The sequence below is a fragment of the Solitalea lacus genome (assembly GCF_022014595.1).
Lineage (GTDB): Bacteria > Bacteroidota > Bacteroidia > Sphingobacteriales > Sphingobacteriaceae > Solitalea > Solitalea lacus.
In genome coordinates, this window is record NZ_CP091740.1 from 1,940,605 (window position 1) to 1,953,304 (window position 12,700).

The window sequence follows — 12,700 nt, forward strand, 5'->3', positions numbered from 1 at the left end:
ACCTATTAAATAATAATGTATTCAATTAAGCAATTACAAGATATAATAAGTAAAGAAGTAGATCAAATATCATTGCCGGCGTTTCCAGCTGAGTTGTATGAACCCATTCGATATCTAATGCAATTGGGCGGAAAACGTATGCGTCCGGTATTGACACTTATGGGATGCAATTTGTTTACCGATGAAATTCAACCCTCCATAATTCCGGCTTTAGGTCTGGAGGTGTTTCATAATTTTACATTGATGCACGACGATATTATGGATAATGCCCCAATTCGTAGGGGGCAAGCTACCGTTCATGAAAAATGGAATCCTAATGTTGCAATTCTTTCCGGAGATGTGATGTTGGTAAAGGCGTATGAGTTAATGATGCAGGTTTCTGATATGCATCTTCGCCAAGTTTTGAATCTGTTTAATAAAACGGCGGCTGAAGTTTGTGAAGGTCAGCAAATCGATATGAATTTTGAACAGTATGATACTGTTAATGTTGATCAATACATCAATATGATAGCATTAAAGACTGCTGTTTTGTTAGGTGCATGTTTAAAAACGGGGGCATTGCTGGGAGGAGCATCAGAAGCTGATGCAGAACATTTGTATCAGTTTGGTAAAAAGTTGGGTGTTGCATTTCAGCTTCAAGATGATATTTTGGATGTATATGGCGAGCCGGAGAAATTTGGTAAACAGATAGGTGGAGATATCATTGCTAACAAAAAAACATATTTGTTGATTAAGGCCTTGGAAATGGCTCAAGGAACGGCAAAATCATCACTCAATCACTGGTTAAATACACAGGTTTTTATTGCTGAGCAAAAAGTAAATGCCATCAAATTAATTTATGACGAACTAAATTTACGAGAGCTTGCAGAAGAAAAGATGCAAGCATTTGTAGAGGATGCTCTTTTACATTTAAATGAAATAAAGGCCGACCAAACCCGTAAACAATTACTTATCGATTTTGCTAATCAACTCTTGGTTCGCGAACATTGATTATTCACCCTAGCTGTAAAGTTTAAGCAATCAATTTTTATCAAGTGGATTTTTGTCAATTTATTTCTACAATCAAAATCTACTTTTTTAGTAAGTTATTTTATGAATGTTAGCAGAATTCAAGCAACTGTAATCGGTGATTCGGATGCAGAACCGGAAGCATTAACAGCCGCCGAAACTGTTGGGGCCATTTTAGCTAAAATGGGAGTTACTGTTGTTACCGGTGGAAGAGGAGGGGTCATGGAAGCTGCTAGCAAAGGAGCTGCAGAAGCCGGAGGGTTGACTGTTGGGATTTTACCTTTTGAGGAAAGCACTAAGGCCAATTCGTGGTGTAAAGTTGTAATTCCAACAGGCCTGGGACATGCCCGTAACTATGTAAATATTCTTAGCGGGGATTTTATTATAGTGATTGGGGGAGGGGCAGCTACTCTTTCTGAAATCTGTTTCGCCTGGATTCAAAATAAACCAATCTTTGCATTGAAAGCTTATGGAGGGTATGCACAAGAGTTTGCTGGAAAGCAATTGGATACATTACGTCCGGATGTAATTATCTCTTGCGAGAATATTAAAGAACTGGAAAAAAAGGTTGGCGACTGGCTTCACCTGGATGATATTTTAAATTAATATTGAATTATTAATAGAAGGAATAGAAGGAAAGGATGGCAATTGTCATCCTTTCTGTAATTAATGGGAGTGAATATTACTTGAGATTTCTCTTGATGAATTGATGAATTTTGATTACATTAAATCTCTTTTCTAAAATTTTTCGATCAGGATTCCAAGGTGTTAGGTGGGGAGTGGGAAGGAAATGGAGAAAAAGATTTGGAGGTAATGAAAAGAGTTGTACTTTTGCACTCCCGAAACGACGGGGATGCTGATGAGGAAGTCAACAGCGGAAGAAATTGAAAAACTGGCCTGAAAAGGAATCGAAAGCGAAAAAGCGAGAAAAAAAATTAAAAAAAAGTTCTTGCAGAAGTCAAAAAGATGCTTACCTTTGCAGCCCCGCTGAGACGGAAGGTCGGCAGCGAAAAAGAAGAAAGAAAAAACGACGAAGGATACAGGGAAGTCGCAAGACGAATCGGTTCGACTCCGGTACTATCCGCCACAGGTTAACAACGGTTAACCGAACGTTCTTTGAAGAGATGAGAATAGCGCAGCAACTTGTAGCAATACAAGAAGCTAGCATACAATAACTGTCAATCCAAGAGACAATGGTTCTTCGGAACCACCTGTATCGCAAGATACAAGGAACAAACTTAAAGTATACAACGGAGAGTTTGATCCTGGCTCAGGATGAACGCTAGCGGCAGGCCTAATACATGCAAGTCGAACGAGATTGAGGAGCTTGCTCTTCATGAAAGTGGCGCACGGGTGCGTAACACGTATGCAACCTACCTCTAATTGGGGGATAGCCTTCCGAAAGGGAGATTAATACCGCATAAAACAGCAGAATGGCATCATTTAACTGTTAAAACTAAGGTGATTAGAGATGGGCATGCGTTGCATTAGCTAGTTGGTAAGGTAACGGCTTACCAAGGCTACGATGCATAGGGGATCTGAGAGGATGGTCCCCCACACTGGTACTGAGACACGGACCAGACTCCTACGGGAGGCAGCAGTAAGGAATATTGGTCAATGGACGCAAGTCTGAACCAGCCATGCCGCGTGCAGGATGACGGCCCTACGGGTTGTAAACTGCTTTTGTCGGGGAATAAACCTCATTACGTGTAATGAGTTGAAGGTACCCGAAGAATAAGGATCGGCTAACTCCGTGCCAGCAGCCGCGGTAATACGGAGGATCCAAGCGTTATCCGGATTTATTGGGTTTAAAGGGTGCGTAGGCGGCGAATTAAGTCAGAGGTGAAAGCCTGCAGCTCAACTGTAGAACTGCCTTTGATACTGGTTCGCTTGAGTACAGATGAAGTGGGCGGAATGTGACAAGTAGCGGTGAAATGCATAGATATGTCACAGAACACCGATTGCGAAGGCAGCTCACTAAAGTGTAACTGACGCTGAGGCACGAAAGCGTGGGGATCAAACAGGATTAGATACCCTGGTAGTCCACGCCCTAAACGATGATTACTCGCTGTCGGCGATATACAGTCGGCGGCTAAGCGAAAGCGTTAAGTAATCCACCTGGGGAGTACGGTCGCAAGATTGAAACTCAAAGGAATTGACGGGGGCCCGCACAAGCGGAGGAGCATGTGGTTTAATTCGATGATACGCGAGGAACCTTACCCGGGCTTGAAAGTTAGTGAATAATCTAGAAATAGATTAGTGAGCAATCACACGAAACTAGGTGCTGCATGGCTGTCGTCAGCTCGTGCCGTGAGGTGTTGGGTTAAGTCCCGCAACGAGCGCAACCCCTATGTTTAGTTGCCAGCATTAAGATGGGGACTCTAAACAGACTGCCTACGCAAGTAGAGAGGAAGGAGGGGACGACGTCAAGTCATCATGGCCCTTACGTCCGGGGCTACACACGTGCTACAATGGATGGTACAGAGGGCTGCGACATAGCAATATGAAGCCAATCTCAAAAAGCCATTCACAGTTCGGATTGAGGTCTGCAACTCGACCTCATGAAGTTGGATTCGCTAGTAATCGCGTATCAGCAATGACGCGGTGAATACGTTCCCGGGCCTTGTACACACCGCCCGTCAAGCCATGAAAGCTGGGGGTGCCTAAAGACTGTAGCCGCAAGGAGCGGTTTAGGGCAAAACTGGTAATTAGGGCTAAGTCGTAACAAGGTAGCCGTACCGGAAGGTGCGGCTGGAATACCTCCTTTCTAGAGAAGGATAGCAGTTATCACTAGCTGCTGCGCTATACAATCTCATTTCAAGACTTCACCAAGAGAAAACCCAAGTACCGGTAGGAAGGGTAGATGAATGAACAAGCCTACTGCCTACAGGAACAATCCAAAGTCCCGTAGCTCAGTTTGGTTAGAGCACTACACTGATAATGTAGGGGTCAGCAGTTCAAGTCTGCTCGGGACTACTTAAAAAAGCTTGGGGAATTAGCTCAGCTGGCTAGAGCACCTGCCTTGCACGCAGGGGGTCAACGGTTCGAATCCGTTATTCTCCACCAATGAACCAAAGGGTTCACGAAGTTCTTTGACATATTGAAAGAAGTTACCTGAAAAGGTAAACGAGCAACAGATAGATTAATTTCTATAATGTAAGCATTAAGACGCAAGTCTTAGTAATAAAAGAAAGTTACTAAGGGCGCACGGGGGATGCCTTGGCTCTCAGAGGCGATGAAGGACGTGATAAGCTGCGATAAGCATCGGGGATTGGCAAATACGAATTGATCCGATGATTTCCGAATGGGGAAACCTAATCAGTTGAAGACTGATTGTAAAATACGCTAACCTGCCGAACTGAAACATCTAAGTAAGCAGAGGAAGAGAAAACAATAGTGATTTCGTAAGTAGTGGCGAGCGAACGCGAAAGAGCCCAAACCTATATTGTTACGGCAATATGGGGGTTGTAGGACAGTGCCGTGGACTTAACAAAAGAACAAGAATGCTTTGGGAAGAGCAGCCATAGAACGTGACAGCCGTGTATTGGTAAGATTGTTATACCTAACTGTATCCTGAGTACCGCGAGGTCGGAGACGCCTTGTGGGAATCTGCCAGCACCATCTGGTAAGGCTAAATACTACTGAGAGACCGATAGTGAACAAGTACTGTGAAGGAAAGGTGAAAAGAACCCCGAACAGGGGAGTGCAATAGAACCTGAAACCGTGCGCTTACAAGCGGTCGGAGCAGCGTAAGCTGTGACGGCGTGCCTTTTGCATAATGAGCCTACGAGTTACTTCTCACTGGCAAGGTTAAGGATTTCAGATCCGGAGCCGAAGCGAAAGCGAGTCTGAATAGGGCGCATAGTCAGTGGGAGTAGACGCGAAACCTTGTGATCTACCCTTGAGCAGGATGAAGTTGCAGTAACATGTAATGGAGGTCCGAACCGGTTTACGTTGAAAAGTATTCGGATGACTTGAGGGTAGGGGTGAAAGGCTAATCAAACTGGGAAATAGCTCGTACTCTCCGAAATGTTTTTAGGAACAGCCTGGCGGTTGAGTGTGCTAGAGGTAGAGCTACTAATTGGATGCGGGGGAGTCAAATCCTACCAAATCCAGATAAACTCCGAATGCTAGACACATATACGCTGGAGTGAGGCTTTGGGTGCTAAGGTCCAAGGCCGAGAGGGAAAGAACCCAGACCATCAGCTAAGGTCCCCAAATATATACTAAGTTGAACTAACGGGGTCCGATTGCATAGACAGCTAGGATGTTGGCTTGGAAGCAGCCATTCATTTAAAGAGTGCGTAACAGCTCACTAGTCGAGCGATCGGGCATGGATAATAATCGGGCATCAAGTATATTACCGAAGCTATGGATAATACTCTGTATTATGGTAGGAGAGCATTCTAACAGCGGTGAAGGTATTTCGTCAGAAATGCTGGAGCGGTTAGAAAAGCAAATGTAGGCATAAGTAACGATAATGCAGGCGAGAAACCTGCACACCGAAAGACTAAGGTTTCCTGATCAACGCTAATCGGATCAGGGTTAGTCGGGGCCTAAGGTGTAGCCGAAGGGCGAAGCCGATGGACAATGGGTTAATATTCCCATACTATCTATAATTGTGACGGGGAGACGCAGTGGTGAAAGATCCGCGAACTGACGGAATAGTTCGTTAAAGGCCGTACCTATATCATTCATAGGCAAATCCGTGAGTGATGGAGAAAGCTGAAAGTACCGCAAACCTACGGGGGCGCGGATAGTGATCCTAAAGGCTGCCGAGAAAATCCTCTAAACTTCAGGTTATAGATACCCGTACCGCAAACCGACACAGGTAGTCGAGGAGAGAATCCTAAGGTGCTCGAGTGAATCATGGCTAAGGAACTCGGCAAAATGGCCCTGTAACTTCGGGAGAAGGGGCGCCCCTTAACGGGGGCCGCAGTGAAAAGGTCCAGGCGACTGTTTAACAAAAACACATGGCTTTGCAAAATCGAAAGATGAGGTATAAGGCCTGACACCTGCCCGGTGCTGGAAGGTTAAGAGGGGATGTTAGTCCGAAAGGGCGAAGCATTGAATCGAAGCCCCAGTAAACGGCGGCCGTAACTATAACGGTCCTAAGGTAGCGAAATTCCTTGTCGGGTAAGTTCCGACCTGCACGAATGGTGTAACGATCTGGACGCTGTCTCAGCCATGAGCTCGGTGAAATTGTGGTATCGGTGAAGACGCCGGTTACCCGCAACGGGACGGAAAGACCCCATGCACCTTCACTACAACTTCACATTGACATTGGGTACAGGATGTGTAGGATAGGTGGGAGACTATGAAGCGGGTTCGCTAGGATTCGTGGAGTCAACGTTGAAATACCACCCTTTCTGTATTCGGTGTCTAACCCCGCGGACGTGGGGGACATTGTGTGGTGGGTAGTTTGACTGGGGTGGTCGCCTCCAAAAGAGTAACGGAGGCTTTCAAAGGTATGCTCAGTACGCTTGGTAACCGTACGTGGAGTGCAATAGCAAAAGCATGCTTGACTGTGAGGCCGACAAGCCGATCAGGTACGAAAGTAGGATATAGTGATCCGGTGGTTCTGCATGGAAGGGCCATCGCTCAAAGGATAAAAGGTACGCTGGGGATAACAGGCTGATCTCCCCCAAGAGCTCATATCGACGGGGAGGTTTGGCACCTCGATGTCGGCTCGTCACATCCTGGGGCTGGAGAAGGTCCCAAGGGTTCGGCTGTTCGCCGATTAAAGTGGCACGCGAGCTGGGTTCAGAACGTCGCGAGACAGTTCGGTCCCTATCTGTTGTGGGCGTAGGATATTTGAGTGGACCTGACCTTAGTACGAGAGGACCGGGTTGGACGAACCGCTAGTGAATCAGTTATGGCGCCAGCTGTACTGCTGAGTAGCTACGTTCGGTCGAGATAAGCGCTGAAAGCATCTAAGTGCGAAACTCACCACAAGATGAGATATCCATACAGGATCGTGGAAGATGACCACGTTGATAGGCTACAGATGTAAAGGTGGTAACATCACAGTCGAGTAGTACTAATTCTCCGAAACTTTCTGAAAAGAAAGCCTCGTTTACCAAAAAACAGCAGTAACTTCTTTCAACAATATGTCGAAACAGAACTGAAAAGATATTCAGGTGCCTATATCGGCGGTGTCCACCTCTTCCCATTCCGAACAGAGCAGTTAAGCCCGTCAGAGCCGATGGTACTGCCGTAACAGGTGGGAGAGTAGGTCGGTGCCGATTTTTATACGAGCCTCTTGGGAATCCCCAAGGGGCTTTGTTTGTTTACAGCCGTTTCTGGCTGCCCATTATACCTTCAGCTATTTGTTTTATCTGTTTCAGTTTTTCGGCTTATTTAGTGGTCATGGGTTAGTCCGGTTAAGAGTTCTTTTAATAAATCGATTGTACTTTCTTCGTCGGTCACATTGCGGTAATTAGCCTGGTTAATGTGGCAATCATGCGGAGTTAAACGATTGTTGATTAATATGCTTACAATTCGCTCCTTTAATGGCTCTGATTTTTCCAGGATGGGTTTCAATTGCCTTCCCATTAAACGAGCAGATATAACCAGCGTGTTTTCAAGTTCAAGAAGGTCATAATGTTTTTCGCTGTATAACTCATCGCCAGCTATGCTGTCGTATTTCAATAAGATATCACCTATATCAACTAAATCCTTGCGCCGCATTTCGGGACGATCGTCATAAGCTATGAGCTTTAACACCACTATACCCGGCAGAGTACATACTTTAAATGGCAGCCCTTCAATTTCCATTAACTGGGTGGCTTCGGTAAAAACCTCCGTAAACCCTGTAATGTTAGTGGTTAATGCCAGGCTGTTAGGTAATTTTAGTCCTTCAATCTCCAAACCACCAAAAGGAAGCAGGTCAACCTCTATACCTTCCTCAAAAATCAGCACGTATTGATTTTCGCGCGAAGGGACAAAACGCCCGGTATTAACCAGGTATTCTTTCAGTTGCTTGTACTCTTCTTCTGCACTCACTAATACGGCCAAATCCAGATCGCGGGTTGTACGGTTAGCCGTCATTTTATGGACTCCTGAAATCCATACGTCCCGCGCAATGGCACCAATTAAATAAAAGTCAATTTTTAGCTCTGAAAGGGATTTTTCGAGCAAGACAAAGACCTCTTTCATGTTTTCCTGACGGATTTTATTTAAATCTATTTTGTAGGTACTGCTCATCAATTTTTTGTGCTACTTCAAAGTTTCGTGGATCGCCGTGGTTTACTAAATCAGCATATACTAAAAGATCGGGTACATGAGGCTGATGATCATCTTTATTTGTTTGCCAAAATTTCTGGTAAAGCTGAACATTTCCATTTTTGTCGGGCAATAGTTTCAGCTGTTTCATTACTTCTATTTTAGGCTCATCTGTATAAAGTGTAAGTATTGCAGGCCTCAAGTAATTAGTCAATAAATCAGCCGCGGGCTCAGCCCCCCATTGGGTTGCCGGTGCGTTAATTGGTGTGTTTTTCCAGGTATAAAAATCATCGGGTTTAGCAAAACGAAAATTACCCAAATGCAAATCGGGCTTTAGTTTTGCATCATATTCGTGCATCCATCGGTTAAAGAGTTCCTTTTGGTTTTCGAATAAGTATTGTTTATCAGCAATTGGTTTGATAAAACGCAATTCTTTTAAACCGTTGATGACATTATGGACGGTATCTAAGGCCACACCGGCTTCATCGGCAATAATCCTATACGGTGCGTTAAGAAGCTCAGGGTTTAGCAATAAGGCAAACACCACCTTTAATCCTGTTTTGGTAAAAACTCTGGTTTTAAGTTCTTGCTTTGGGGCCTCTTTTTTATGGCCATCAATAAAGATGTAGAACGGTGGCTGATTTAGGTAAACATTGCCTGACGTCTCTATATAATTGATTCCAACCGTACGTAATTCTTCCCGTATTTTAGGATAAATATAGCCGGCTACCAGCAATAAATTCTCACATTGCTCCTTTTGATTTAGCAATTTTGGAAGATGTTGATTCCTAACTTCTGTTTTATATTCTACAGGAAATGTAAGTTTTTGCCCCTGCATAGTGAGTTCTACCTGTCCATCTAACCATTGGTTAGTGGGTTCAAGTACTTTCCAAACCGTGTTTTTGGGCAATATTGTAGCCAGTTGAGCTAACACTTCATTGATTAATCCTTGCTTCATTGTTCGTTTTTTGTCCATGTTCGATAAACGCGAACAATCGAATTTAGCGAACAAAAACAACATCTGCAACAGATCTTTTCCATTAAAGTATTTTCCGGGAGCATTAAGTTGATTAAAGTGCTGAACTAAGTGGTCGTCGGGGTTGTAAGGAAAAGCCCCAATGTAGAATAGGCTATTGCGAATGCACAGGCTACAAACATTAGCCTTACTACCGATGAACTGCAAGTAATTAACAACGAACTTTCAAAATTATAAGTGATGCTGCATAAGTAACATATATTTTTCCCCTATGGATACCATTACTTTTACTTGGAGAGTAACTCCCAATATACCTTCCAATAAGAAAATACTATTCCGTTTACCTCCATATAAACATGTCTGGAGAGGTCATAAACATATTATTTATAATCTTTTAATTAAAGCAAATCCAGCCTTTTAAACAAAGTCCTACGATTGATTGCAACCTATCTTTGTCTAATCTTCTAAGGCCTTTTTCAATGTTTTTGAAGGCTTCTTAGAATTAGTAATTTCATTAAAAAAGATTTCGCTGTCTTTTTCAGAGGCAATTATTTGTTCTTTTTCTTTGATTATTTCTTTTGCTTTTTCTTGTATGGTTAGAATAATGAAGTCTGTTAAATTTCTAAAACCACCTAAATATGCAGCTTTTTCAAAGAATTCTTTTTGTTCTTTGGGAAGACGTACATCAAATCTCGCATTTTCTTTAATCGCTGTACTCATAACTTTCTTTTTTTTACACATATGTACGTAAATAATGTACAAATTTTCAAATCGTACGTTAAATTTCTGTACATGGGTTTTAGTTTTGTGATCACCGGCTTATGAACAAAACATTCAACCGCTTTTATATTAAAAGAAGCAAAGCACAGAGTCTGTTAATAGCTTAATAGGAGTAGGAGAAGAAGAAATAACCAACATTATCCGAATACTTTCAAATTTTTCCTACAGTGCACCAGGGGGTTAGGGAGTGGTAGCGGAAAAAGGGGGAGCAAGGATTTGGAGGAACGGAAAAGAGTCGTACTTTTGCGCTCCGCAATCGGAAGGAGGGCGGCAGGACTTGAGGGACGAAAGGACAGGTGAGGAAGGAAACGGAGCGAGCGGAAGGCTACCTGGAAACGTAAAAAAAAGCGGCCAAAATTATTTTAAAATAAATTTGGCAGAAGAGAAAAAAAGTTTCACCTTTGCACTCCCCAAACGACGGGGACGCTGCTGAATCAGTCAACAGCGGAAGAAATTGAAAAACTGGCCTGAAAAGGAATCGAAAGCGAAAAAGCGAGAAAAAAAATTAAAAAAAAGTTCTTGCAGAAGTCAAAAAGATGCTTACCTTTGCAGCCCCGCTGAGACGGAAGGTCGGCAGCGAAAAAGAAGAAAGAAAAAACGACGAAGGATACAGGGAAGTCGCAAGACGAATCGGTTCGACTCCGGTACTATCCGCCACAGGTTAACAACGGTTAACCGAACGTTCTTTGAAGAGATGAGAATAGCGCAGCAACTTGTAGCAATACAAGAAGCTAGCATACAATAACTGTCAATCCAAGAGACAATGGTTCTTCGGAACCACCTGTATCGCAAGATACAAGGAACAAACTTAAAGTATACAACGGAGAGTTTGATCCTGGCTCAGGATGAACGCTAGCGGCAGGCCTAATACATGCAAGTCGAACGAGATTGAGGAGCTTGCTCTTCATGAAAGTGGCGCACGGGTGCGTAACACGTATGCAACCTACCTCTAATTGGGGGATAGCCTTCCGAAAGGGAGATTAATACCGCATAAAACAGCAGAATGGCATCATTTAACTGTTAAAACTAAGGTGATTAGAGATGGGCATGCGTTGCATTAGCTAGTTGGTAAGGTAACGGCTTACCAAGGCTACGATGCATAGGGGATCTGAGAGGATGGTCCCCCACACTGGTACTGAGACACGGACCAGACTCCTACGGGAGGCAGCAGTAAGGAATATTGGTCAATGGACGCAAGTCTGAACCAGCCATGCCGCGTGCAGGATGACGGCCCTACGGGTTGTAAACTGCTTTTGTCGGGGAATAAACCTCATTACGTGTAATGAGTTGAAGGTACCCGAAGAATAAGGATCGGCTAACTCCGTGCCAGCAGCCGCGGTAATACGGAGGATCCAAGCGTTATCCGGATTTATTGGGTTTAAAGGGTGCGTAGGCGGCGAATTAAGTCAGAGGTGAAAGCCTGCAGCTCAACTGTAGAACTGCCTTTGATACTGGTTCGCTTGAGTACAGATGAAGTGGGCGGAATGTGACAAGTAGCGGTGAAATGCATAGATATGTCACAGAACACCGATTGCGAAGGCAGCTCACTAAAGTGTAACTGACGCTGAGGCACGAAAGCGTGGGGATCAAACAGGATTAGATACCCTGGTAGTCCACGCCCTAAACGATGATTACTCGCTGTCGGCGATATACAGTCGGCGGCTAAGCGAAAGCGTTAAGTAATCCACCTGGGGAGTACGGTCGCAAGATTGAAACTCAAAGGAATTGACGGGGGCCCGCACAAGCGGAGGAGCATGTGGTTTAATTCGATGATACGCGAGGAACCTTACCCGGGCTTGAAAGTTAGTGAATAATCTAGAAATAGATTAGTGAGCAATCACACGAAACTAGGTGCTGCATGGCTGTCGTCAGCTCGTGCCGTGAGGTGTTGGGTTAAGTCCCGCAACGAGCGCAACCCCTATGTTTAGTTGCCAGCATTAAGATGGGGACTCTAAACAGACTGCCTACGCAAGTAGAGAGGAAGGAGGGGACGACGTCAAGTCATCATGGCCCTTACGTCCGGGGCTACACACGTGCTACAATGGATGGTACAGAGGGCTGCGACATAGCAATATGAAGCCAATCTCAAAAAGCCATTCACAGTTCGGATTGAGGTCTGCAACTCGACCTCATGAAGTTGGATTCGCTAGTAATCGCGTATCAGCAATGACGCGGTGAATACGTTCCCGGGCCTTGTACACACCGCCCGTCAAGCCATGAAAGCTGGGGGTGCCTAAAGACTGTAGCCGCAAGGAGCGGTTTAGGGCAAAACTGGTAATTAGGGCTAAGTCGTAACAAGGTAGCCGTACCGGAAGGTGCGGCTGGAATACCTCCTTTCTAGAGAAGGATAGCAGTTATCACTAGCTGCTGCGCTATACAATCTCATTTCAAGACTTCACCAAGAGAAAACCCAAGTACCGGTAGGAAGGGTAGATGAATGAACAAGCCTACTGCCTACAGGAACAATCCAAAGTCCCGTAGCTCAGTTTGGTTAGAGCACTACACTGATAATGTAGGGGTCAGCAGTTCAAGTCTGCTCGGGACTACTTAAAAAAGCTTGGGGAATTAGCTCAGCTGGCTAGAGCACCTGCCTTGCACGCAGGGGGTCAACGGTTCGAATCCGTTATTCTCCACCAATGAACCAAAGGGTTCACGAAGTTCTTTGACATATTGAAAGAAGTTACCTGAAAAGGTAAACGAGCAACAGATAGA

Annotated in this window: 5 protein-coding genes, 4 tRNA genes and 4 rRNA genes; 10 read left to right on the forward strand and 3 right to left on the reverse strand. The window is 44.5% G+C overall.

The window, feature by feature from the left end:
- The first annotated feature begins 15 nt into the window (after positions 1–15).
- From L2B55_RS08210 to rrf, 7 genes are all read left to right on the forward strand, one after another.
- Positions 16–990, forward strand: coding sequence for a polyprenyl synthetase family protein (locus tag L2B55_RS08210; RefSeq protein ID WP_237850062.1), 975 nt, complete (start codon positions 16–18; stop codon positions 988–990).
- 102 nt (positions 991–1,092) lie between these two features.
- On the forward strand, positions 1,093–1,614 hold the full coding sequence (locus tag L2B55_RS08215) for a TIGR00725 family protein (protein ID WP_237850063.1): 522 nt from the start codon (positions 1,093–1,095) through the stop codon (positions 1,612–1,614).
- 641 nt (positions 1,615–2,255) lie between these two features.
- Positions 2,256–3,775: ribosomal RNA gene (locus tag L2B55_RS08220) — 16S ribosomal RNA — on the forward strand.
- A 134-nt stretch (positions 3,776–3,909) separates the two neighbouring features.
- A tRNA-Ile gene (locus L2B55_RS08225) sits at positions 3,910–3,984 on the forward strand.
- Positions 3,985–3,997: 13 nt separating this feature from the next.
- Positions 3,998–4,074: transfer RNA gene (locus tag L2B55_RS08230), tRNA-Ala, on the forward strand.
- Positions 4,075–4,195: 121 nt separating this feature from the next.
- Positions 4,196–7,071, forward strand: a 23S ribosomal RNA gene (locus L2B55_RS08235).
- 73 nt (positions 7,072–7,144) lie between these two features.
- Positions 7,145–7,256, forward strand: a 5S ribosomal RNA gene (gene rrf, locus L2B55_RS08240).
- The 16S, 23S and 5S rRNA genes sit together here with 2 tRNA genes alongside, the layout of an rRNA operon.
- A gap of 112 nt (positions 7,257–7,368) precedes the next feature.
- Here rrf and L2B55_RS08245 read toward each other — a convergent pair.
- The 3 genes from L2B55_RS08245 to L2B55_RS08255 form a co-directional block, all read right to left on the reverse strand.
- Positions 7,369–8,214: a nucleotidyl transferase AbiEii/AbiGii toxin family protein gene (locus L2B55_RS08245; protein ID WP_237850064.1), complete on the reverse strand. Its 846-nt coding sequence runs from the start codon at positions 8,212–8,214 to the stop codon at positions 7,369–7,371.
- Positions 8,183–9,190, reverse strand: a complete 1,008-nt coding sequence (locus tag L2B55_RS08250; protein ID WP_237850065.1) for a type IV toxin-antitoxin system AbiEi family antitoxin — start codon at positions 9,188–9,190, stop codon at positions 8,183–8,185. The genes L2B55_RS08245 and L2B55_RS08250 overlap by 32 nt, the downstream gene beginning before the upstream one ends.
- 474 nt (positions 9,191–9,664) lie before the next feature.
- Positions 9,665–9,928: a type II toxin-antitoxin system TacA family antitoxin gene (locus L2B55_RS08255; protein WP_237850066.1), complete on the reverse strand. Its 264-nt coding sequence runs from the start codon at positions 9,926–9,928 to the stop codon at positions 9,665–9,667.
- An 877-nt stretch (positions 9,929–10,805) separates the two neighbouring features.
- Between L2B55_RS08255 and L2B55_RS08260 the strand changes: the two genes are divergently transcribed.
- From L2B55_RS08260 to L2B55_RS08270, 3 genes are all read left to right on the forward strand, one after another.
- Positions 10,806–12,325: ribosomal RNA gene (locus tag L2B55_RS08260) — 16S ribosomal RNA — on the forward strand.
- Positions 12,326–12,459: 134 nt separating this feature from the next.
- A tRNA-Ile gene (locus tag L2B55_RS08265) sits at positions 12,460–12,534 on the forward strand.
- Positions 12,535–12,547: 13 nt separating this feature from the next.
- Positions 12,548–12,624: transfer RNA gene (locus tag L2B55_RS08270), tRNA-Ala, on the forward strand.
- The last annotated feature ends 76 nt before the right edge of the window (positions 12,625–12,700 follow it).

Coding starts and splice junctions, on each gene's coding strand:
- L2B55_RS08210 (WP_237850062.1), top strand. CDS start 16: ATGTATTCAATTAAGCAATTACAAGATATAATAAGTAAAGAAGTAGAT.
- L2B55_RS08215 (WP_237850063.1), top strand. CDS start 1,093: ATGAATGTTAGCAGAATTCAAGCAACTGTAATCGGTGATTCGGATGCA.
- L2B55_RS08245 (WP_237850064.1), bottom strand. CDS start 8,214: ATGAGCAGTACCTACAAAATAGATTTAAATAAAATCCGTCAGGAAAAC.
- L2B55_RS08250 (WP_237850065.1), bottom strand. CDS start 9,190: ATGAAGCAAGGATTAATCAATGAAGTGTTAGCTCAACTGGCTACAATA.
- L2B55_RS08255 (WP_237850066.1), bottom strand. CDS start 9,928: ATGAGTACAGCGATTAAAGAAAATGCGAGATTTGATGTACGTCTTCCC.